Source organism: Nocardia sp. NPDC050799, from assembly GCF_040654015.1.
GTDB lineage: Bacteria > Actinomycetota > Actinomycetes > Mycobacteriales > Mycobacteriaceae > Nocardia.
Genome location: NZ_JBFAHF010000064.1, coordinates 1 through 22,364, shown reverse-complemented (window position 1 = coordinate 22,364; position 22,364 = coordinate 1). Strand labels below are relative to the sequence as shown.

The following is a 22,364-nucleotide window of genomic DNA, read 5'->3' as shown; positions in this document are numbered from 1 at the left end:
TCAACCAACTACCGGAGACCTCGCCACATCACCAACTTCTCAACCCGGACAACGGGTTCCATCCCACACCATCGGGCTTATGAAACGCGGCCTAAGGCCGCTGCACGGCCGGTTGTCTGCCGGCCCCTGGGCACGATCACGACCCAGCGGTTACGGGGGCGGCGAGCCCGTGTTCGTCGATCATCCGCTCCAGGGTGAGGAGAGTGTCGTCCAGACCCGGTCCCGAACGGCGGCCGGGGGTGAACGTCGCGGGCAGTTTGCGCATCCCCTGGATCACCCCGATGGTGTCGTAGTGCACCGTCCCTTCCGGGTCACAGTCGAAGTCCGGGATCCGGTCGAGGACGGCGACCAGCATTCGCTTGAATACCGTGCGCGCGAGATTGGACCCGATGCAGCGGTGTATCCCGAGCCCGAAGCTGGTGTGCCGATTACCTTTACGGTCCAGAACCAGGGTGTCTGGTTCGTGGAATACCGCGGGGTCACGGTTCGCCATCGCCCAGGACAGCCAGAGCCGCTCGCCTTCTTCGAAACGCTGGCCGGCGATTTCGCAGTCCGCGGCGATGGTTCGGCCGTCACCGGGCGCGGGGGTGAAGTAGCGCAGAAATTCCTCGGTCGCGGGGTTCAGCAACAGTTCGCGTTCGCGACTGAGGGTTTCCCGTTCGCGGGGGTGCTCGGACAGCCATTCCAGTGAGTGGGCGGTCAGTGCGGTGGTCGTATCGAACCCGCCGCCGATGAGCAGCCCGAGCATGCCGAGCAGATCGATGTCTTCGGGTTTTTCGCCGTCGATCTCCAACCGGGCCAATCCGTCGATCAGGCCGGGTCGCGGATTCTCCCGTATCACGTGGAGGTTCGCCAGCAGGTCCAGGCCCATCGCCATGTTGAGTTCCTGCACTCGTTCCCGGTCGGGTGAATCCGGTGGGGTATACACCACCGCGTGCGAGGGTTCGTTGTAGACGACCCACTTCGCCAGCGGTATTCCGAGCATGCCGAGAGTCACGACCGCGGGGACGATATTCGCGAGATCGTCGACGAAGTCGATCCGCCCGGACTCGATCTTCTCGTCGAGGCACGCGCGCACCAGCTCATCGATGAAGGGCTCCCACCGGCGTACGGCGCTCGGCGACAGGTAGGGGTTGAGTACCGCGCGGAACAGCCGGTGCTCGGGATCGTCCATTTCCAGAATGCCGTTGCGCATGGGCATCGGGGTCTCGGCGAACGGAATGGTGATACCGAGATAGCCCCGGCGTTCGTTCTTGTAGTCGCGATCATTCGACACGTGCGGACACCGCGCGAGTTCGAACACTTCGCGGTGACCGGCGGCGACCCAATGGCCACCGTAAGTGTCGCTCCAGGCCACCGGGCATTTTTCGTGCATCTCCCCGGTAATGGCGGTGAATCGGCCCCGATACTCCGGGGTGTGCCGGTCGAAGTGATAGAGCTTGCGCATCCGGCCGGAGTCGGTCGATAGATGTTCTGCGTCCACTGTTGATTCCTTTCGAAGAGAGTCCACACCTAGGCGGGCGACGATCCGACGCGGGGCTCCACGCTGTTCGGACCTTCGACCAGATGTGCCGGGCGGCTCCGCGGTGCCGAATGCCCGGCGGGCGGCCCGGGCGAGACCGTTTCCGTCTTCACCTTCCTCGTGGCTTCGGCGCCCTCAGTTCCCGTAGCGCCGCCGAGAACAACCCGTCCATATTCGGGCTCAGGTCGGAGAGGGTCGCGGCGTTCGCATACCCAGCCGGACCGAACACGCGTCCGAGCGTGTCGGTGGTGGTTGCCGCCCCGATGGACAGGCAGAGGCAGGCGATCCCGTCGGCGCGGAGTTCGTCGACTGCCTTGCGGGTGTCGGCTTCGGCATAGCGGCTTTCGTAGCCGTGGTCATAGGGCAGGGCGTCGGAAAGAACGAGGAGCAGACGATACGGTGTGCCTGCCTCGGTGTCGAGGATCCGGCCGGCGCCGCGGATACCGGCACCGAGCCTCGTATATCCGGAGGGCTGGATCTGGTTGAGCCGCGCCCGCTCGACTGCGCCGAACCGCTGATCGAATGTTTTGATCGCCGGAAGGTGAACGGCGTGCCGACTGTCGGAGCGGAACGCGTACACCGCGACACGGTCGCCCAGTTCGTCCAGCGTGGCGGCGAGGACAGCGGCGGCCCGGCGGTGGTGCTCATGGACGGCGCGGCCGTCCGGATCGGTATCGGTGGCGGAACCGGAGGCGTCCAGCAGGATGAGAACACCGAGATTCCGTGCCTGTTTGCGGGATTCGGCGTACACGTTCTCCGCTGGTGAGTGGCCCGACCGTACATCGACGACCAGGTCGAGCAAGGCATCGATATCCAGTTCGTCTCCGTCGGGACGACGGCGTAAGAGCTTGGGCCCGAGGCCGACACGCGCCAGGCGGCGCCGGAGCACGTCATCGTGCGAGATATCAGCGGCGGCGGTATCCGCGGCGGTTCTCAGCGGGAAGTCCAGAACCCGGCACCACTCGGGCCAATACCTGTTGTCATGGACATCCCATTCCGGGTACCAGGCTCCGCCTATGCCGGCGACGGCGCCGGGTTTTCCGTCGACGACGAAATTGATCGCGGTAGGCAGCGGCCGGGCATCGCTACCTGCCATCCGGCCCCGCCGAACGGCACGAACCCGCATCTGGGCACCGGCATCGCTGTCTCCGGGGGCGCGCGAGGTGCCGAGCAATTTCCGTAGCAGATCGGCGAGCTTTTCTGAGTTGACCAGCGGATTCTCGAAGAGTTTCAGGATGCGGCTGGTGCCGGTACCCGCCGCGTCGTCGTCTTCGTCTTCGTCGTCGGGATCGAGCTGCTCGAGGAGATCGAATTCCAGCCGCAGGTCCTTGTCGGTCGCCCGGGCGTTCGGTCCGCGGCCGGACTTCAGTAATCGGGCGGGTTCGATGGCCCCGAACCACTCCGGCGGATCGGCGATCACGGCCCTACCTCTCGCGAGGGCGAGCGATTCGTCGACGGTGGCGGTCTGCGCTTCCCCGTACGGACCGAGCGCGGCGGCGATCGGCACGCGCAGGGCGAGTTCGGTGAGCCCGCGCCTGCCTTCGAGCGCCAGGTAGCGACGCGCGATGCGCGGACGTCCTCGCAGCCCTTTGATCACACCCTGATCCAGGCTTCCCGCCCGGAGCAGAGCACATTGCACCAGCACTTCACTGCGCTGCTGGACGGGGCAACTACCCGCGGAAACGAAGACAGTGTCGCCGTCGGTATACGCGGCCGCACCGGCCGGGGCCGCCGCGACTGCGACGGACCGGCCGGCGAGGAAGGTGGCGAGGAGCCGGAACCGTTCCGGATCTTCGGTTTCCGATGGGGTCATGACGACGGCAGGACGACATCGGCGAGTTCACCGAGGGCGCGCACGATATCCGGATCGTCGGACAGAGCCTGTACGACCGCGGACCGGACGGCGGCGCGCAGGTTCAGCCCACCTGCCACCAGCGTCCCGGCCAGGATCAGCATCCTGGTCGAGGACGCTTCGCGCAGCGGTGATCCGTCCAGGTTCCGGATGGCGTTACCCAGCGTGACCAGAGCATCGGCGATTTCCGGAGCGACCCCGGCCTCACGCGCCACCACCTCGCGCTCGATCGCGGGCGGCGGGAAGCCGAGTTCGATCGCGACGAATCGCTGCCGGGTGGACTCCTTGATGTTCTTCAGAACGCTCTGGTACCCGGGGTTGTAGGAGATCACCAACTGGAAGCCCGGCGCCGCCGCAACCGTGGTACCGAGCCGATCGACAGGAAGCTCACGGCGATGGTCGGCGAGCGGGTGGATCACCACCGTGGTGTCCTGACGCGCCTCCACTATCTCGTCCAGATAGCAGATTCCGCCCTCGCGAACCGCGCGGGTCAAGGGTCCGTCGACCCACACCGTTTCACCGCCCTTGAGCAGGAACCGGCCCACCAGATCCGCGGAGGTCATATCTTCGTGGCCGGCGACCGTGATCAGCGGGCGGCCCAGTTCGTGCGCCATGGCCTCCACGAAGCGGGTTTTCCCGCATCCCGTGGGGCCTTTCAACAGGACCGGTACGCCGCGGCAGGACGCGGCGCGGAATACGTCTGCCTCGTCTCCGACCACCCGGTAGAACGGTGCCTGGATGTCGGGGCGGCTCACGGCTGTGGCTGTGGTCGGCATATCAGTCCTCCGGCTGGAACGGCACGATCTTCGGCATCTCGACTCCGTCCGGCAGGACGAGTTGACCGTCCTTGTCGATGTAGCCGGAGTCATTGCGTGGCATCGGCAGATCGGGATGAGGGCATGGCTTATCCGTCCCGTCGCCGCAGATGCCGCCGGTGAAGTACGAACGCTCCTGGATATCTTCGGGCCAGGGATCGGCATGCTGGCCGACCCATTGCGCGGGAAGGTTGTAGAAGACGAAGAAGATCGCGCTCACCGCCGCGAATATCGCCAGGAAACGCGTGAGCTGCTGCCGGACGACGCCACCTCGGACCTGGTCGAGCCCGCGCTCCACGATCGTGCGACCGCGATCATCGGTGAAGAAACGCAGACACGCCAGGCCCGCCTGCACCGCACCCCACATCAGGCCCTCGTAGATCGGCCACTGGTAATAATGACCCGCGTTGAACGACAAAGACTGGATCGCGCCCGGGAAGGTGTAGAGCCCGAGCGGCAGCAGCATGCAGCCTTCCATGATGAAGTCCAGGACGAAGGTGAACGCGAACGTGACACCGATCAACTGAAGATTGCTGATCCCGGGCCAGCGTGACTTGACCTTCCGCATGAACCAGCACACGCCGATCGTGATCAGCAGCACGCCCCACGCATAGCCCGGGACGTTCATCAGTAGTGGTTCGGCGACCTGGGCACCCGGCTCCTCCTGCGATACCCAACCAGGAACGTAGGGCGCCCAGGAACCCCTGTTGAACATCCAGGTGTTGTACGTGCACCACGTGTTCACATAGTTCAGGAACGGGTCCTGGAAGAACATCAGGCCCATGGACGCCAGCAGTATGCCGTCCAGGGTGATCCGGCGCTCGCGCCACCACGGCCTGATGATCCACCAGTAGATGGCGAGGGGAAAACCGATCAGGACACCGGCGGTCCAGATGCTGAGGATCGTCTTCATGAGCATCGGCGGATCGTTCGGGCCGGTGGGCACCCGTTCGAAATAGGGGCCGGTGACCCATCTGATCCAGACGTACACCTGGAGCGCCAGGATCAGCCCGCCGAGGATGGCCCAGATGTAGATGCCTTTGCTCGTTTGCCGATTCTCGGCGCCGAGGGTCGCGGCGCCGAGTGTTTCGGTGACCTCGGCGGTCTTCTTGTTCGACAGTTCGCTCATGCAACTGCCCCTTCTGGATTGCGTTCCGCAGCGCTCGCTGGTCCGGTCGCCGGGCAGCGGCGACGCGGCGATGCGCTCGATATCACCGGCGCCGCAACGGAAGTCCGTCTTCCGCGGCGTGTCCGCCTTCTTCTGGCATCCGGCCCTCCGCCAAGATACCAATGAGTATCCACAGTCACAATGGGGATCTGAGATCCATGCTAGGATCGCTGTCGTGGTGGAGCGTTGGACGAAAGAACGGCGATTGGAACGCACCCGTGCGCTCCTCCTGGATGCCGCCGAGGAGGTGTTCGCCGAAAAGGGTTTCGCGGCAGCAACCCTCGACGACATCGCCCACGCGGCCGGCTACACGAAGGGCGCCATCTACAAACATTTCTCCGTGAAGGAGGAACTGTTCCTGGCGGTGAGCGACCGCTACTGGCGTCGCTACTTCGACAACTTCGCCGAAGTCCTCTCATCCGTCACCGCGGTCGGGCCGCACGAACTCGATAGAGTCGCCGAACGGTGGCGTCGGCTGAGTCACGACCGCGGTGCGGAGCATGCCGCGCTGGGGCACGAGTTCACGCTCTACCTCCTGCGAAATCCGGAGGCCCGGGCACGGGTAGCGGCCAAGCGGCTGGAAGTAGCCGAAGAACTCGCCGCATTTGTCGCCGAGAACCTCGAGCGTGTGGGCGGCAGTCTGACGATCACCCCGCGTGCCTTCGCCCAGGTACTCATCGCCACCAGCGACTCCGTGATACTCGGCAGCCAACTCGACGATATCGACCTCTATCGGCCGATCCTCGAAATGTATCTGTCGGTCGTCAAACTTCCCTGACGATCATTTCCTGCGACTTCGCGGGCGGCTGCACAAGTTCCGCGTGGCTCGGCGTGAAAGAAGGCACTATGAGCGCTCCCGTCCTCGTCACCGGCGCATTCGGCCAGGTCGGCAAACGCGTCACCGAACTTCTGCTGTCCAGAGGCCGAACCGTGGTGGCCACGGATCTACGCACCGACACCACACTGTCCGCTGCGGACGAACTGGCCGGGGCTACCGGACCGGGCACTCTGCACACCACCTTCGCCGATCTGCTCGACTCCGGCGCTGTCGAGGCGCTCGTGGAGGAACACCGCCCCGGCACGATCATCCATCTGGCCGCCATGTTCTCCCCGCAGTCCTACCGCAACCCACAGTTGGCGCGACGAATCAACGTCGGCGGCACCGAGAACCTCGTGCGCGCGGGCCAGAAGCTGTCGACCGCACCACTACTGCTGTTCGCCTCCAGCGCAGCGGTATACGGTTCCCGCAATCCGCACCGTCATCCCGAACGCATCACGGCAGACACGCCGGTCGCCCCGATCGACCAGTACGGCGAGGACAAGGTACTGGCCGAGGGTGTCATCACCCGCAGCGGTCTCCCCCATGCGTGCCTGCGGCTCGGCGGCGTACTGTCCCCCGACACCACCGCCGGCATCAACACCGACCACCTGGTGCTCATCCGCGCGACCCCCGGCGACAACCGACTCCACGGCGTCGACGCCCGAGACGTCGCCCTGGCATTCGCCAACGCCGTCGACCACCGCGACAGCATCGACGGCAAAGTGCTGCTCATCGCCGGCAACGACAGCTACGCCCACACCCACCGCGACGTCGAGGACGCCATGTTCGAAGCCATGGGCATCGGCCGGCTCGGACCCTCGGCAAGCCTGCCCGGCGACCCCGCCGACGACCGGGGATGGGCCTTCACCGGCTGGTTCGACACCACGGAATCACAAGCGCTACTGAACTTCCAGCAGCACGAGTGGCGGGAAACGGTCGCGTGGATCGCCGAGGCTCAGCCACGTTTCCTGCGAATCGCCCTCCGGACCACCGGCTCCCTCCTTCGGCCGGCGATACGCACGGCCCTGGCCCTGCAGCGACGAATAGAACATCGGGGCCGCTACGCCGATCCCTGGAGCCTGATCGCCGCCCGATACGGCCCGCAAGCCCTCGCCGAAAGTAGCGGAGACACGGACCGCTGAGCACGGCATCTCCGGTACTGGCACGGCACCCCGCTGACCCACAAGCGTCGGAGCCGGCGAGCGACCGCGCGATATATCGCCCCCGAGAAGGGCTGTGCGACAGCGACACTCCTCACGCTCCGGGTCCCGTGGCCCATCGGATCGCCGGTGAACCCGCGAGTAGGTGATGCCTCTGCACGGCCTTCGTCGCCGTGCGGTCAGGGCGCGGTGATCACCGCCGTGTACATCTCGAGTACCGGCCGGTACAGGTCGGTGTCGTTCAATTCGGCGGCCAGCATGATGCTGTCGCTGGTGGCGATCAGCAGCTGTGCGAAAGTGGATACCGGCATCCTGAGGGTGGCGCCGAGATTGCCGAGGCTTTCTACGATGAAGGCCGTGAGCGCGTCGGTCACCTGCTGCTGTTTCGGCGCCACACGCGCGCGGGCTTCGGGGTTCCGGAGCAGGTAGAGGGTGAATTCGTAGCCCAGCGCGGCCTGCTGGGCGCCACCGCTTTCGGCGACGCGGCGCCATCGTCCGGCGATCTCGGCGAGCTCACTCTCACCGATCTCTGTGACCGAGGCCAGCAATTCGGTGAAGTTGTCGAAGAAGCGCCGCCAGTACCGTTGATGGACGGCCAGGAACAGGTCTTCCTTTGTCTTGAAGTGCACATAGATCGCGCCCCGGGTATATCCGGCGACGGCAGCGATATCGTCGAGGCTCGCCGCGCCGAAGCCCTTGGCGGCGAAGACCTCCTGTGCCGCATCGACGAGCAGGTTACGGGTGTGCTCGGTACGTCGTTCCCGGGTCCAGCGCTCGACCATCCCACCATCCTGTCAAAGCCGGAACTCGCATACGGCCGCAAATCTCACATACGAGCGCGTATGTTAATAACATGTCCGCATCTCGAGTGCGGGCACGGCTCCTACGCCGACCGCCCGGCAGCGTCGCCGTAGGTGCCCACCAGGCCGCCCTGGCGTGCATCGATGCTCTGGGGGACTCTCCCCAGAGAGGAGCGACGGCTATGACCGTCTCCGCTACCAGCGACGTCTTCTTCGATCCCTACGACACGGGTCTCATCGCCGACCCTTACCCGATGTTCGCTCGGCTACGTGAAGAGCAGCCGCTGTACTACAACGAACAGCACGACTTCTACGCGCTGAGTCGGTACTCCGACGTCAACAGCTGCCTCGCCGACCCCGCGACCTACAGCTCCGGCCGCGGTAATGTCCTGGAATTGATCAAGGCCGGTATCGAGATCCCACCGGGTCTGCTGGTGATGGAGGATCCCCCACGGCACGACATCCATCGCCGGCTCGTGGCGCGGATGTTCACACCCCGCACCATCGCCCGGTTGGAGCCGATGGTCCGCGAATTCTGCGCCCGCAGCCTCGATCCCCTGGTCGGCGGCGCCGGTTTCGACTTCATCACCGACCTGGGTGCTCCTATGCCGATGCGGGTGATCTGCCTGCTCCTCGGCATCCCCGAAGAGATCCAGGAGGCGGTCCGGGATCACTCAATGCTCAGGTGGCCACCGAGGACGGCCGCCCCATGACAGCAGCCTCCGACGGGTTGGACGATGGCCGGATCTTCGCCGAATACATCGACTGGCGGGAGAAACACCCCTCCGACGACATCGTCACCGAACTGCTCGAGGTCGAGTTCGAGGACGAAACGGGAGCGGTCCGGCGGCTCACCCGCGACGAACTGCTGATGTATGTGAACGTGGTGGCCAGCGCCGGCAAAGAAACCACGACACGCCTCATCGGCTGGGCGGGCAAAGTCCTCGCCGAGCACCCCGATCAACGCCGCGAACTCGCCGACGACCCCGGCCTCATTCCCCGGGCAATCGAGGAACTGCTCCGACTCGAGCCACCGGCACCTCACGCCGCACGCTATGTCACCCGCGACATCGAGCACTACGGCCGCAAGGTGCCCGCCGGCAGCGTCATGATGCTTCTCATCGGGGCAGCCAACCACGACCACCGCCGATACCCACCCGACGCCGACACGTTCGATATCCACCGCCCACCGCAACCCCATCTCGGGTTCGGGATCGGCGCCCACTTCTGCCTCGGCGCCGCCCTGGCCCGCCTCGAAGGCCGCATCGCCCTCGAAGAGGTGCTGAGGCGCTTCCCGCAATGGGACGTCGACCTCACCACGGCACGAATGTCGACAACCTCGCCGGTCCGTGGATGGGACACCATGCCCGCCGTCCTGCCTTGACCCCTACCTGGACACCGTCAGCGGATCCCAGAGCGTCCGGAACGAACGGCCGGAAGATACCGAAATGCAGGACCTCGGAGGCCGAGGATACTTCGTCACCGGCGCAGCAAGCGGTATCAAACCCGTGTGTGTCAGGCTCGCAGCGTCGAGATCGACTTAGTATCGAGGTAACTTTCGAGCCCTTCGCGCCCGAATTCCCGCCCGACTCCGCTGGCCTTGACACCGCCGAAAGGCGCGTGCGGATCCATGCTGTAGGCCTGGTTTATCCCGAGTGTTCCGCTGCGGATGCGGCGCGCGACGGCCAGGCCGCGCTCGGGGTCCCGAGTCCACACCGAGCCGGAGAGGCCGTACTCGGTGTCGTCGGCGAGTCGCACGGCATCGTCGAGACCCCGGTAGGGCAGCACGGTCAGCACCGGTCCGAAAATCTCTTCCCGGGCGATACGCATGTCGGGGGCCACCTCGGTGAACAACGTCGGCCGGATGTACCAGCCGGTGTCTGCGCCGGGGGGCGGTTCAGGGCCTCCGGCGACCAGGTGAGCGCCTTCGGCATGCCCCTGCCGGATGTAGTCGCGGACGCGCTCCCGCTGCCGAGCGGAGACCAGGGGACCGATCTGGGTGGCCTCTTCGTGGGGACTCCCGACAACGAGCCGGTCGATCATGGCGGCCAGCGCATCGACGAATTCGGTGTGCCGGTGCTGCGGTACCAGAATTCTGGTCTGCGCGACGCAGGCCTGTCCGGTGTTCATCAGCGCGGCCACCTGCACACCGGAGGCGACGGTTTCCGGGTCTGCATCGTCGAGCACGACCGCGGCGGATTTGCCGCCGAGTTCCAGGCTGACGCGTTTGAGAGCGGCACCGCATACGGCGCCGACTTCGCGGCCGGCTGCGGTGGATCCCGTGAAGGAGACCTTGTCGATACCGGGGTGACCGACAAGATATTTCCCGATGTCGCTGTCGCCGGGCAGGATGGATACGACGCCCGGCGGGATCTCGCTGTCCTGGATCAGTTCGGCCATGAGATAGGCATCCAATGGCGTCTCGGGTGAGGGTTTGAGCACCACGGTGCAGCCGGTCAGCAAGGCCGGAGCCAGTTTGGCGACCACCATGAGCATCGGCATGTTCCACGGGACCACTCCGGCCACCACGCCCACGGGTTCGCGGTGGATCAGAACGTCCGAACCATAGTAGCCGGCGCGGCGCTCCTCCCACGGAAACGTTTCAGCGAGATCGGCAAGGGCCCGCATCATCACGCCGGGTAGCCGGGCGTGCGCGGATCGGGAAAAGGTGATCGGGGCTCCCATTTCCGCCGTGACCAGCTGCGCGACTTCCTCCACGCGCGCTTCGTAGCGGTCGGCGAGATCACGCACGATCCGGACCCGCTCGGCGGGGTCGAGCCGCGGCCATGGGCCCTCGTCGAAGGCTCTGCGCGCCGCCTCGACCGCGTGGTCGACATCGGCGCGTCCAGGTGCGACGATCTGCGCGATGGGTTTTTCGGTGTCCGGGGAGATCACCTCGATCAGTCCGCCGTCCTTCGGCGTTACCCAGGCGCCGCCGATGAAGAGGCTCGTGTATTCGCGCATGGCGTCAGCCGATCTCAAGAGGTGTGCACACTCAGTTCACGCAGCAATCGCACGGTGGGCGGTGGATCCGATTGCACGGCGACCGGTTTCGACATCTCCCCCGAGCGGGCTCGCTCGCCCATCCGCGCTTGTACCGCGGCCAGGTCATCGGCCTCGATTTCGTAGAGGGCGATGAAACTACCGTCTCCGGCGATCGGTTCGAGTCGGCGGGCGGAAACGATACCGTCGACCCCGAGCATCTCGCCGATATGAGTTTCGGTGTACCAGCGATGGTATTCCTCGACCTCGGCCGCCGAGCTGGGACGGGATTCGACGTAGAGAATTCCTTTGGGCATGTGTGACTCCTTCTGTTGTCGGGCGGTGGTGAGGTCAGCGGCCCGGCTCGGCGGTAGAATTCTTGTGGACAACGCCGTCCTTCATCACGAAATCCACGGTCTCGAGTGCGGTGATATCGCGGGCGGGATCGCCGGGGACGGCGATGATATCGGCGAGCAGACCCGGTGCGAGCCGGCCACGGTCCTCGGCATCGATGAGCTCGGCGCTGGTCACGGTCGCGGCACGCAGCGCCTGCATCGGGGTCATTCCGCGATCGACCAGCGCCCAGAGTTCTTTGGCGTTCTGTCCGTGCGGCACTGCGGGTGCGTCGGTGCCGCAGGCGATCTTCACTCCGGCCTCGATCGCCTTTGCCAGCATCCGGCGTGCTTTCGGGAAGACCTGTTCGGCTTTACGACGCAGCGCGGGCGGAGCTTTGGAGGTGTCGAGGCCTTCGGACAGATAGCTGGTCGGGACCAGGAAGGTGCCGTGGTCGACCATCATCTGCACGGTGTCATCGCCGGCAAGGGACCCGTGCTCGATACAGTCGACGCCGGCGCGGATACAGGCGCGGATGCCCGCGTCTCCGTGCGCGTGGGCGGCGACCTTGATACCGGCACGATGGGCTTCGTCGACGATGGCGGCGAGTTCCTCGTCGGAGTATTGCTGGGTGCCGGGCGCGGTGCTGTGCGACATCACTCCGCCCGATGCCGAAATTTTTATGACTCCGGCGCCGTATTTGATCTGGTAGCGGGTCGCCGCCCGGACCGCCGGCACTCCGTCGGCCATCCCCTCTTGCACCGACATCGGCATGATGTGCGGGGCCAGTTTCTGGAACATGGTGGGGTCGAGGTGCCCGCCGGTGGGCGTGATGGCGTGTCCGGCCGAGACGACCCGCGGGCCCGGGAACCAGCCGTTCTCGATCCCGCGGCCGAGGTCGACGTCGAGCAGATATCCGCCGGTCTTGACCATGAGCCCCAGGTTGCGAACGGTGGTGAATCCGGCCATGAGCGTGGCCCGGGCGTTGACGGTGCCGCGCAGTGTGCGGTAGACGGGATCGTCCTGCACACCGTGCATCGGATTCGGTAACCCGCTGGGGTTTTCGGGGCCGCCGATGAGCAGGTTGATTTCCATATCCATCAGACCGGGCAACACTGTGCGGTCACCGAGGTCCACCGTGGTCGCGTCGGCGGGAATCTCGGGTGGATTCACGGCCTCGATCAGTCCGTCGCGGACGACGATCACCGCGGGCGAGCGCACCTGACCTGCATCGATATCGATCCACCGCGCTGCGCGCAGGACCGTGGCGCCGGTGCTCACGGCGTCGGCTCGATGACGCAGTCCATCGATGCCTGGCTGGCATCGGGAATCCACGGCTGATTCCACACCTCGACCGGGAAGGACACCATGATCATCGAATACAGCAGGTGCAGCAGGTTCAGCGCGTCATCGGGCATATCGTCGAGGCCTACCGCATCCAGATAGCTCAAGGCGTTCTCCGCGCGCGGCGTTATCGCGTCGTAGAACCGCTGCATCTTCTCCATCGAGGAGGCCATCCGCCGTGCGTAGCGTTCCCGCTCGGTGGCCAGGCACCACTGCGCGGCGAAGGGTTCCAGGTCGGAGAATTCCGGGGGTAGCAATGTCATCGCTGGACTACTCCTGTCTGTTGCTCGCGGTGGTCGGCGACCCAGTCGGCCGCGGTCTTGTGCAGGTGGCGGAGCAGGATCTCCTGATCGCACAGCGGGAAATGGGTCACCGCTCGCGATTCCAGTGTCATCTGCGTCGCTTCGAGGGTGCTGGCGTCCTGCAAGCCGTATTCCTTGAACGTCACGGCCGTCATCTCGTGGGCGACTCGATCGCGCGGCGTCCGGGCCGGGATGAAGTACAGGTTCCCCTCGAAAATATGGGTGTTGTACGAGGTCGGCCAATAGTGGTAGGTGAGATACCAGCCCGCCGACCAGATCAGGATCACGAAGTTGGGGAACATCTGAAACGAATCCAGTCCCCACGGCTCGCACTTCCCCGGATTGACGCCGGAGGGCAGTTCACCCAGATCAGGGACGTCCCACGGGCCGAAGAGTCCGCCCCGGGTGATGTCCTCCATCGGTTTACGCATGGACGGGTCGAGTTCCCAGGTCACCACTCCGGAGGTGCTGACCAGGCGATGCGGCCCCTGCAGTTGATAGTGCGGCGCTTCGAAGCCGGCAGCCTGGGCCGCGGCGGAGAAGTTGTCCGGAGACTGGTTCCCGTGTAGGACGGCGGCGTGATAGAACTCCTGGAAGGCATCCATGTAGAGTTTCCAGTTCGCGCCGACTTCGGAGCGGTAGGAATAGCGTTCGGTGAGTTGATCGAAGGGGTAGCCCTCCAGGTCGGTGATCATCGGCCCGAGGAACTCCCGCAGTGACTGCGCCGGCCGGCGAGCCAGATTGACGAATATGAATCCGGCCCATACTTCGCAGTGCACGGGAGCCAGGCCATAATCCGACTTGTCGAGGTCGAAGAACTCGCCCTCCTGCTGGACGAAGGTGAGCTCGCCGTCGAGTCCGTAGCGCCAGCCGTGATATTTGCAGGTGAACTGCCGGCAGGTGCCGGAAACCTCTTCGCGGGGCAGTTCGTTCCACACCAGTTTGTTGCCGCGGTGTCGGCAGATGTTATAGAAGGCCCGGACCTGCTTGTCCTTATCGCGTACAACGATCACGGAGGCAGAGGCGGCGTGGATTTCCTTGGTGAAGTAGCTGCCCACCCTCGGCACCTGCTCGACCCGCCCGACGTTCAGCCAGGCCTTCTTGAAGATCGCTTCCCGTTCCTGTTCGTAGACCTCCGGGGAGATCGAATCTTCATAGGACATCGGGGCGGTGCCCAGTTCGGGATAGTGTTCGGTCCAGCTGCCTTCGGCGGGTTTGGGCCAGCGGGGCATGGTGGTGCTCCTTGAGGTGTCGATCGTTGCGGGAGATACCCGGTGACTATTGGATCGGTTCGTCGCCCAGCACGGTGGTGCGCAACATCTCGCGCGGCGAATTCTCCGGGTACGGTGCCGCCCGGTGGATGACTCCCCGGTTGTCCCAGATCACCGTGTCGCCGACCGACCATTCGTGCCGGTAGACCCGTTCGGGAGCGGTGGTATGAGCGAGCAGGTCGTCGAGTAGCGCACGTCCCTCGGCGCGGTCCATACCCACCACGTGGTCGGTGGAAGTGCCGAGGACCAGGGAGCGGCGGCCCGACTTGTGGGTCCAGATCAGCGGGTGCTCGCGAGTCGGCCAGTTCTGCCAGTACTCGAGCAGCCGGGGCGAGGGATCGGGGGTCACCGGACGCTGCGAGGCCTCCAGCGAATGCAGCACGCGCACTGTCGCCAATCGCGCCTTCTCCTCGTCGGTGAGGCGGTCGTAGGCCTTGTAGGTGCTGGCGAATTCGGTCTCGCCACCGCTGACAGCAACGGCTCTCGCGGACAATACGGTCGCCATCTGCGGATACACATCGTCTCGGGGCGTGCAGCCGTCGATATGCCAGTCGAAGGTGCCGCGCAGATAACCGGCCGACGAGTTCTTCGAAGAGTCCAAGCTGACCCGGTAGATTCCCGTCACCGGATGATGGCCGGCGGAGGTGTCGATCTCGCCGAGTTTGCGGCAGAAGGCCACCTGCGCCTCCGGTTCCCAATTCAGGCCCCGGAACACCAGTACGCCGTTGGCTTCCAAAGCGTCGAGGACGAGCCCGGGGACGGTGTCATCGGATGCCATCCGGTCGGCATCGAGGCCCGCGACCTCGGCGCCGATCTCATGGTTGAGTTTCTCCACTGTCACTGTGGTCATTACTGCTGCGCTCCTGCGGTCCGAGTAGGTGATGCCGGGGGCCGGCCGGGTCGGTTCACGGCCACGGCTCCCCGATGCGTTCCAGTTCGGCGTCGGCGCTGTCGACCGGCCGGGGCTGGAGGAAGATTTCGACTGCCATGGCCACCATGGCCAGCGAATAGATGAGCTGCAGCAGATGCAGCACCTCGTCGGGCAGATCGTCGAGGCCGAATTTGTCGCAGTAGGCGATCGCCTCTTCGAGCCGCGGGAAGAACGCCGCATAGAACTCGTTCAGTTCGTCCATCGAGCTGCCCATCCGGCGGTTCCACCGCTCGGTCTCGGTCGCCAGGCACCAGATCGGAGCGAACTTCTCGAATTCGGCGAACGCGGGCGGCAGCATGTTCTCGGCCATCGGGATCACACCCCCACTCGTTCGCCGCGGTACTCCCCCACCCAGTCGGCGACCACTTTGTGGAAGTGCCGGACCAGGATCTCTTGGTCGTTGACCGGATAGTCGGTGATCCCCGCGGTGCGGTAGGCCGATTCGAGCGCGGTCTGGGTGCCGGTCAGCATCCCGGCGTCCTGCAGGGCGAACTCCTTGAACACCACGGAGGACACCTCGTGCTCCACCCGCTCCCGGACCGTGCGGGCCGGTTGATAGCACAGGACCCCCTCGAACACGTGACTGTTGTAGGAGGTCGGCCAGTAGCGGTAGATCAGGTACCAGCCGCGATAGAACAGAATCTCGAGGTTCGGGAAGATCTGGAAGTTGTCGATCCCCCACGGCTCCACCCGCCCCGGGTTGATACCGGGCGGCAGCTCACCGATATCCGGGGACTCCCACGGCCCCACCAATCCACTGCGGGTGACCCGTTCGATCGGATACATGTACTCCGGCGGTAACGTCCAGCGACGCGCCCCGCCGGTACTCACCACCCGGTGTGGACCGTCCACCTGAAAATGCGCACATTCGAAATTCGGTTCCGGATTACGCACCGCACCGGGCACCTGCTGCGAATGCAGGCCGGGGACATGGTAATACTCCTGGAACGCGTCGGAGAACAGCTTCCAGTTGCTCTGGTTCTCGGCCCGGAACTCGTACCATTCGGTCATCTTGTCGAACGGATAGTCCTCCAGCGCGGTCACCATGGGGCCCAGGAATTCTCGTAAGGTCTGCAGCGGTTCCGGGGCGAGGTTGACGAAGACGAATCCGGCCCAGACCTCGCAATGCACCGGCGCCAGGCCGAAATCCAACTTGTCGAGGTCGAAGAACTCGCCCTCCTGCTGGACAAAGGTCAGTTCTCCGTCGATGCCGTATCGCCACCCGTGGTATTTGCAGGTGAACTGACGGCACGTGCCGGCCGCCTCCGCGCGCGGGTCCTCGTTCCACACCAGCTTGTTGCCGCGGTGCCGGCACACGTTGTAGAAGGCACGTACCTGCCGGTCCCGGTCACGCACCAGGATCAACGAGGTCTTCGCGATATGGATTTCCTTGGTGAAGTAGCTGCCCACCCGGGGCAGCTGCTCCACCCGGCCCACGTTCAACCAGGCCCTTTTGAAGATCGCTTCCCGCTCCAGGTCGTAGAACTCCGGCGAGACCGAATCCTCGAACGATACCGGTCCGGTCCCGAGGTCCGGATAGTGCTGAGTCCAGGTGCCTGCCGCGGGTTTGGGCCATCGAGGCATGGTCATTCCTCCCATTCGGGTGTTGCGGGTGCCGTCACAGGACCGGTATCCGGATCGGGCTGTAGATCGACGCTGTTGAACACGAGAGCCAGACAGAGATAGGACCCCACGACGAAGAGCAATTCGATCAATTCGCGGGTGTCGAGATACTCGGTGAGCGCGATCCAGGTGGTATCGGCCACCCGGTGCCGGTCGATCAGTTCGTCGGTGGCCGCCAGAACCAGCCGCTCCAGTTCCGGCCAGGTGGCCGTATCCCCGCAGGCGATATCCTCGATCGTTTTCGTGCTCATGCCGAGGACGGCCGCCATCCGCGTGTGCTGGCTCCACTCGTAGGCCGAGCGGGTACGCCACGCGACCCGAAGCACTGCCAGCTCTCGGATCAGCGGGGCCAGAGTCCCGCGTTCCAGCAACAGCCCGTTGTATTCCAGCCAGGCGCCACCGAGTTCGGGATGATGTCCGAGGATCCCCAGGATATTCGGCAGCCGCGGGGCGGCGGGTTCCCCAGACAGATAACGGTCGGCCTGCTGAAGCCGTCCGCGGAGCATCGCCCGCGCGTCCTCTGTCCAGCTCTCGGCCGGCAGCGGCACCAGCCGTGGGACGGTGGAGGTCATATCACAGCACCACCATTCACGCCGACGACCTGCCCGGTGATGAACCTGGCGTCGGCGGAACACAGGAATTCACAGGCCGCGGCGATATCCTCGCCGTTGCCGAGATAGCCGACCGGGATGGCACGGGCCATCGTCTCGTTGTCCGGGAGGTGCCCGGCAGATTGGGAATCTCGCGACATGGGTGTATCGATCCCCGACGGCGGGATCGTGTTGACGGTGATCCCGCGCGTCGCGTACTCCCGGGCCAGCGCCTTGGTCATTGCGATCACCGCGCCTTTGGAGGCGGTGTAGTGGACCATTTTCGGCGAACCCCGCTGGGCACTGGAGGAAGAGATCGTGACGATGCGTCCCCACCCGGCGGCCACCATATCGGGGATCACCGCTTGCACGCAGTGGAAGGTGCCGTTGAGGTTCACATCGATGATCCGATTCCACGACTCGATCGAGATATCGGTGAAATCCTCGAAAGCGAACACTCCGGCACTGGTGACGAGCACCTGCACCGGACCCCACTCCGCGCGCACCTTGCGCACGGCTTCCTCCACAGCGGGCCGGTCGGTCACGTCCACCTCGCAGGCCATCGCCGACCCACCGGATGCCCGGATGCCCTCCGCCGCGCGCTGCGCCCGGGCACCGTCACGGTCGAAGACCGCGACACGGTCGCCGGCCGCCGCCAGTCTGCGGGACACCGACAAACCCATACCGGAGGCTCCACCGGTGACGACGACGACACGACCGGCCGGGCAGGTCGCCAACGGCCCTGGAATATGCTCCCGGCCTTCCTCGGGACTGCCCATGGCGATGCTCCTTCTACTCATAGACGACCCGGACCGGCCCCCGGGTGGGCAATGCCTGGCAAGTAAGCACCCAGCCCGCAGCCACCTCCGCTTCCGACAGCGCCTCGTTATGGCGCATTTCGACGCCGACACCGGAAACCACACGCGCAGTACAGGCACCGCAGTGCCCCGTCTCGCACGTTGCCGGTGGGTCGATACCGAGAAAGCGCGCCATCTGCAGGATGGTCGCTCCCTTCCGATGGCTTCCGGTCACCGTTCGGCGGTCACAGCGGATGGTGATCCACGGGCACCCACCGGCAGATGGCTCCCCATGATCGGGCAAACCGGAACAGCTCACGGTCACCGCCTTCTCGACCCAGTCCATGGTCGTCCTTGCAGCGTCGCAGCCGCGTGACACACAGCGCGTCGCTTTAACCACTCGATTAATTAATCGAGTGGTTAAAGTTATAGAGGCGATCCGATACGGCTGTCAATAGCCGCACAGTACGAACGGGCCAGCGGTTCGCTCCCCGGTCACGGCTTCGCAGGGCACCGCGCAAGGAAGACCGACGGCATTCCTAAGATCGAGTAGGCCCACTGGACTCCCGGTCGAACCCGGAGCGCTACGGGTAAACCGACCGGGCACACAGGAGGTGCAATGAACGACAGCGATACGCCGGTTCCGGCCGGAGGCGGGATGGTAACCAGAAGCCTCTCCACGAGATCCGCGCTCCTCGACGCAGCCGAACAGGTCATGCTCGAGGAGGGCTACGCCGCGGTCAGCTCCCGTCGGCTCGCCACACGGGCGGGAGTGAATTCCGCACTGGTCTACTACTACTTCGGCACCATGGACAACCTGTTCGCCGAACTGTTCCACAGAGGTGCCGAGCGCAGCTATCAGCGCCTACTCGAGGCCGCCGACTCCGATCAACCCCTATGGGCTATGTGGGACGCAGTCCACGACCAATCCCGCACGGCCCTCACCATGGAGTTCGTTTCTCTGGCCATCCACCGGCCGTCCATCCGCACCGAGATCATCCGCTCGTCGAAACGATTCCGCGAACTCCAACTCGACATCGTCACCCGAGCGCTGCGCGACCACGACTCCACAGCCTGGACACCGACAACGCTGGTCATGCTCATGTCCAGCGTATCCCGATTCCTGCGCATGGAAGAAGCCTTCGAGATCGACACCGGTCACGCCGAGATCACCGCTGTGATCGAAGATTTCATCCGCACCGTCGAAGGTGAGCGGCAGCCGAGAGCCCGGTAGCCACTCAGATCGCAACCACAGCCACAAGCCCCGACAGGGCAGAGGTGAGAGTCCCTGCTGGAGCGGGCGGACCTATCATCACTCCCACCGCCCGTGCACCGATCGGGGCTGCTGCACGATCAGGTGACAATTGTGACCTGCCCGTGCAGCAGCCCCTTCTTCCGGTCCGCGCGGCACTGATAGAAGGCGTCACGCGGAGTCCGGACCGCCTACGCCGTCGGCGTAGGCCTCACGAACCCCGACCCAGCCTGAGCAGGAGCCGATCCTGCCATCGGTGCATCGACTGTGCCGGTTCGCCCGACACTGTTTCGAGACGTCGTGTACGCGATCCTGCTGGATACAGCGCACTGCGAGATGAGCTGGTTCTTAGGACCATCTCAGCTGAACCCGACTTGAACCCCCGCGCCGCTGACCTGCGCATATGGTTCGACCAATTGATGCTCAGACAAAATAACAGCAGGTAGAGAGAGGGAGATATGTGTCCGGAGGGGGATCAGAACACTGCTTTCGCAGCAGCTGCACCGGGGTTCGGTGTGCATGCGGTCAGACTACACGGTTTCGTTGTTGTTCCTGTGAAGCGAATATCGACCTACTTCCGGCCCGGCCATGAACTGCTGTTGCCACGACAACCGCCCCCGGCTCAGTCGCCCCGTGAAGGAGGTTCCTTCCATTGAATCTCGCCTCATCGAGTCTTCGCCGAGATCCAGGAATCATCGTCTATGAAGCTTGGAAAGCTACCAGAACTTTCTTCGGCCGGTCCCGCCTTCGGCCGATCCCGCCTTGGGCCGGCAGTCTCGCAACGCCTACAAGCAGATCTCGATCACCTCATCGCGAGCGGTGAAGTTGAGCAGTCGAGCTCGAGAAGATTGCGACTCCGCGGAATGTCAACGGTCCGAGCGGGCAAACCCGAGCTACCGCCCGTCCCGGGTGGCTGAAAGGCTCGGTGCGGATCGATGTGCGCGCGAGCCGGTAGCTGGGTCAGGCGCTCCCTGATAATCTCGCAGTCATGGTCGATCCAGGGGGGAGTCCGAACCCTGCCGGTGATGTCACTGTTGTACCGGAAGAGGTTCGGGCGGTGGGACGGTTCGTTGCCGATATCGCCCGGAATCTCCGGTCCGGTCTGGATTCGGCAGGCACAGACGTCGATGCGTTGCTCGCCGACGGGTGGCGTGGCGACGCCGCGAACGAGTTCAGCGGTGGCTGGACCGAACTGCGTGACGGCGGCGTCAAGATCCTGCAGGCACTCGACGGCATGGCCGCCGAACTCGGTGTGCAGGCCGGCAGTTACGAGGCCACCGACGATGCCAACTCCCAGCAGTTCCCGAGCTTGAACCTATGAATTCCGAATTCGCCGTCGATATCGAACGACTCGACAACCTCGTCTCCCGCCTGTCGAGTCTGGCCGGCTACCTCACCGAACAACTCGACCTCATCGACGACAAAGTCGCCACTTCGACGGAGCCTGGGAAACCCTGGCCGCCAACGCCTACCGCGACGCCCACCGCGTGTGGTCGACCGGCGCCCGCGAATTCGCCACCGGCCTGGCCGATATCAGCGACGCCGCCCGCACGGCGCACACCCGCTACACCACCGCAGCCGAGGTGAACCGGAAGATGCTGAAGGGTGCATAACCCATGACCTGGGTCATCGACTCCGGTATGTACTACGCCGCCGCGGACAAATGCCGTCTACTGGCCGGAGACCTCTGCCTGGCATTGGGGCCCCTGCACAGCACTCTGCTGCACGAGTGCGGGGGCATGGCCGGCGACCACAAGGACTCCGAAGCCTGGACCACCGCATATAACAAACACGCCACCGATATCGTCACCTCGCCGCGACCCTGGCCAACGCCCTGCAGCGCTTCGGTGATGTCCTGGCTGCCAACGGCTACAACTGGTGGCACGCCAACCGCGCCACAGCCAGCGGCCCCGAACCCGAACGCCCCACCGCCTCCGAACCCCTCTACGACTCCGGAATGGAACTACCGGGTAACGCCCAAGGCGACAATGGCCCCGGCCTCGACGAAGGCGCGGTCGCCGGGCTACTGAAGGAGGTCGGCCGGATCCCCAACGGCGATGTCACCAGACTCGGCAAAGCCGCAGACGCCTGGAAAACATTCGCCGAACACACCACCATCACCGGCGCCGCCGACCGGATCAAAGGCGTCAACGCCGCCTTCACCGGCAACACCGACCCCAACATCGCGGCGATCGAAGCCAAACTCACCACCTTGACCCAGGCCGCCGAAAAGCTGGCCCAAGCTTCCAAAGCACTCGTCACCCCCGTCGGCGATCATCGTGACGCCCTCCGGGAGATGCGCGACGACATCGAGGCCGCGGTCGCCCAGGCCACCGAAGAGCTCGCCGTCGCGGTCGTCATCACCGTCGGCATCGTCGCGGTAGCCGCCGCCCTCAGCGCCGGACTCGCTGCCCCCGCCGCAGCCGGCGGCGGTGCTGTGGTCACCGTCGAAATCGTCGCCACCACCGCCGGCATCATCAAGAATGCCGTGTCGATCAGCCGCCTACTCATCATCTTCGGCGCCGTAGTCGCCGCCGGAACCGCATCCGGCGCCTTCACTGCCATCCCCGACCTCACCACGAACGGCATCAACGCCGCCCTCGCCTCCATCGCCGCCATGGCCGTCCACATCGCCACCGATGATGATGCGACCGGTCCCGCAAATCCGGGCAACACCCCAGGTACACCCGAATATGCGATGATGCGAGAGAGTGTCAGAATTTTTGTGGGCGGAACAGTGACCGTTCCGTTTAATTCCCAGTTATCCGCTCACCATAAAACAGCGCGAGCGCGTTGAGTATA

At 64.9% G+C, this 22,364-nt stretch carries 22 protein-coding genes and 1 pseudogene; 7 read left to right on the top strand and 16 right to left on the bottom strand.

All coding sequences use genetic code 11. The annotated features are described in order from the left end of the window. Nucleotides 1-136: 136 nt before the first annotated feature. The 4 genes from AB0H42_RS34380 to AB0H42_RS34365 form a co-directional block, all read right to left on the bottom strand. Nucleotides 137-1,447 (bottom strand): cytochrome P450, encoded by a 1,311-nt coding sequence (locus AB0H42_RS34380; RefSeq protein ID WP_357063735.1) that lies wholly within the window; start codon nt 1,445-1,447, stop codon nt 137-139. Nucleotides 1,448-1,631: 184 nt separating this feature from the next. Then, entirely contained in the window at nt 1,632-3,335 is a 1,704-nt protein-coding gene (locus AB0H42_RS34375) for a VWA domain-containing protein (RefSeq protein WP_357063726.1), read from the bottom strand. Further along, entirely contained in the window at nt 3,332-4,150 is an 819-nt protein-coding gene (locus AB0H42_RS34370) for a CbbQ/NirQ/NorQ/GpvN family protein (protein WP_357063724.1), read from the bottom strand. Before AB0H42_RS34370 ends, AB0H42_RS34375 begins: the two co-directional genes overlap by 4 nt. A gap of 1 nt (nt 4,151) precedes the next feature. Continuing rightward, on the bottom strand, nt 4,152-5,318 hold the full coding sequence (locus AB0H42_RS34365) for a spirocyclase AveC family protein (RefSeq protein WP_357063721.1): 1,167 nt from the start codon (nt 5,316-5,318) through the stop codon (nt 4,152-4,154). 214 nt (nt 5,319-5,532) lie between these two features. On the opposite strand from AB0H42_RS34365, the gene AB0H42_RS34360 reads away from it, so the two are divergent. Together AB0H42_RS34360 and AB0H42_RS34355 are read left to right on the top strand one after the other, a co-directional pair. Beyond that, on the top strand, nt 5,533-6,135 hold the full coding sequence (locus AB0H42_RS34360; RefSeq protein WP_357063732.1) for a TetR family transcriptional regulator: 603 nt from the start codon (nt 5,533-5,535) through the stop codon (nt 6,133-6,135). 68 nt (nt 6,136-6,203) lie between these two features. Then, on the top strand, nt 6,204-7,319 hold the full coding sequence (locus AB0H42_RS34355) for an NAD(P)-dependent oxidoreductase (RefSeq protein ID WP_357063720.1): 1,116 nt from the start codon (nt 6,204-6,206) through the stop codon (nt 7,317-7,319). 197 nt (nt 7,320-7,516) lie between these two features. On the opposite strand, the gene AB0H42_RS34350 is transcribed toward AB0H42_RS34355, so the two are convergent. Continuing rightward, on the bottom strand, nt 7,517-8,119 hold the full coding sequence (locus AB0H42_RS34350; protein ID WP_357063717.1) for a TetR family transcriptional regulator: 603 nt from the start codon (nt 8,117-8,119) through the stop codon (nt 7,517-7,519). A 200-nt stretch (nt 8,120-8,319) separates the two neighbouring features. On the opposite strand from AB0H42_RS34350, the pseudogene AB0H42_RS34345 reads away from it, so the two are divergent. Continuing rightward, a pseudogene (locus AB0H42_RS34345) lies at nt 8,320-9,521 on the top strand (cytochrome P450). Between the two features lie 131 nt (nt 9,522-9,652). On the opposite strand, the gene AB0H42_RS34340 reads toward AB0H42_RS34345, so the two are convergent. From AB0H42_RS34340 to AB0H42_RS34290, 11 genes are read right to left on the bottom strand one after another with little or no spacing between them, the layout of a single operon-like run. Continuing rightward, on the bottom strand, nt 9,653-11,101 hold the full coding sequence (locus AB0H42_RS34340) for an aldehyde dehydrogenase (protein WP_357063715.1): 1,449 nt from the start codon (nt 11,099-11,101) through the stop codon (nt 9,653-9,655). Between the two features lie 14 nt (nt 11,102-11,115). Then, nucleotides 11,116-11,436 (bottom strand): hypothetical protein, encoded by a 321-nt coding sequence (locus AB0H42_RS34335; protein ID WP_357063712.1) that lies wholly within the window; start codon nt 11,434-11,436, stop codon nt 11,116-11,118. Nucleotides 11,437-11,470: 34 nt separating this feature from the next. After that, nucleotides 11,471-12,733 (bottom strand): amidohydrolase family protein, encoded by a 1,263-nt coding sequence (locus AB0H42_RS34330; RefSeq protein WP_357063709.1) that lies wholly within the window; start codon nt 12,731-12,733, stop codon nt 11,471-11,473. After that, nucleotides 12,730-13,059 carry a hypothetical protein gene (locus tag AB0H42_RS34325; protein WP_357063707.1) on the bottom strand — a complete coding sequence of 110 codons (330 nt, stop codon included), beginning with the start codon at nt 13,057-13,059 and terminating at the stop codon, nt 12,730-12,732. Before AB0H42_RS34325 ends, AB0H42_RS34330 begins: the two co-directional genes overlap by 4 nt. Next, entirely contained in the window at nt 13,056-14,330 is a 1,275-nt protein-coding gene (locus tag AB0H42_RS34320) for an aromatic ring-hydroxylating dioxygenase subunit alpha (RefSeq protein WP_357063705.1), read from the bottom strand. The genes AB0H42_RS34325 and AB0H42_RS34320 overlap by 4 nt, the downstream gene beginning before the upstream one ends. Nucleotides 14,331-14,376: 46 nt before the next feature. Further along, nucleotides 14,377-15,219: a TauD/TfdA family dioxygenase gene (locus tag AB0H42_RS34315; protein WP_357063703.1), complete on the bottom strand. Its 843-nt coding sequence runs from the start codon at nt 15,217-15,219 to the stop codon at nt 14,377-14,379. A 55-nt stretch (nt 15,220-15,274) separates the two neighbouring features. After that, entirely contained in the window at nt 15,275-15,616 is a 342-nt protein-coding gene (locus AB0H42_RS34310) for a hypothetical protein (RefSeq protein ID WP_357063729.1), read from the bottom strand. Then, the gene (locus AB0H42_RS34305) at nt 15,616-16,884 is read right to left on the bottom strand and encodes an aromatic ring-hydroxylating dioxygenase subunit alpha (RefSeq protein ID WP_357063700.1); all 1,269 of its coding nucleotides are present in this window, start codon (nt 16,882-16,884) and stop codon (nt 15,616-15,618) included. The genes AB0H42_RS34310 and AB0H42_RS34305 overlap by 1 nt, the downstream gene beginning before the upstream one ends. A gap of 2 nt (nt 16,885-16,886) precedes the next feature. Continuing rightward, nucleotides 16,887-17,495, bottom strand: a complete 609-nt coding sequence (locus AB0H42_RS34300) for a carboxymuconolactone decarboxylase family protein (protein ID WP_357063698.1) — start codon at nt 17,493-17,495, stop codon at nt 16,887-16,889. After that, nucleotides 17,492-18,292 (bottom strand): SDR family NAD(P)-dependent oxidoreductase, encoded by an 801-nt coding sequence (locus AB0H42_RS34295; protein ID WP_357063696.1) that lies wholly within the window; start codon nt 18,290-18,292, stop codon nt 17,492-17,494. The genes AB0H42_RS34300 and AB0H42_RS34295 overlap by 4 nt, the downstream gene beginning before the upstream one ends. 13 nt (nt 18,293-18,305) lie before the next feature. Next, nucleotides 18,306-18,656 carry a 2Fe-2S iron-sulfur cluster binding domain-containing protein gene (locus AB0H42_RS34290; protein ID WP_357063693.1) on the bottom strand — a complete coding sequence of 117 codons (351 nt, stop codon included), beginning with the start codon at nt 18,654-18,656 and terminating at the stop codon, nt 18,306-18,308. A gap of 312 nt (nt 18,657-18,968) precedes the next feature. On the opposite strand from AB0H42_RS34290, the gene AB0H42_RS34285 reads away from it, so the two are divergent. The 4 genes from AB0H42_RS34285 to AB0H42_RS34270 all read left to right on the top strand — a co-directional run bounded on the left by AB0H42_RS34285 (nt 18,969) and on the right by AB0H42_RS34270 (nt 22,359). Then, nucleotides 18,969-19,544: a helix-turn-helix domain-containing protein gene (locus AB0H42_RS34285; RefSeq protein WP_357063690.1), complete on the top strand. Its 576-nt coding sequence runs from the start codon at nt 18,969-18,971 to the stop codon at nt 19,542-19,544. Nucleotides 19,545-20,550: 1,006 nt separating this feature from the next. Beyond that, nucleotides 20,551-20,883 (top strand): WXG100 family type VII secretion target, encoded by a 333-nt coding sequence (locus AB0H42_RS34280; RefSeq protein ID WP_357063688.1) that lies wholly within the window; start codon nt 20,551-20,553, stop codon nt 20,881-20,883. Between the two features lie 166 nt (nt 20,884-21,049). After that, the gene (locus AB0H42_RS34275) at nt 21,050-21,175 is read left to right on the top strand and encodes a hypothetical protein (protein ID WP_357063685.1); all 126 of its coding nucleotides are present in this window, start codon (nt 21,050-21,052) and stop codon (nt 21,173-21,175) included. A 344-nt stretch (nt 21,176-21,519) separates the two neighbouring features. Further along, the gene (locus tag AB0H42_RS34270) at nt 21,520-22,359 is read left to right on the top strand and encodes a hypothetical protein (RefSeq protein WP_357063683.1); all 840 of its coding nucleotides are present in this window, start codon (nt 21,520-21,522) and stop codon (nt 22,357-22,359) included. Nucleotides 22,360-22,364: the final 5 nt, after the last annotated feature.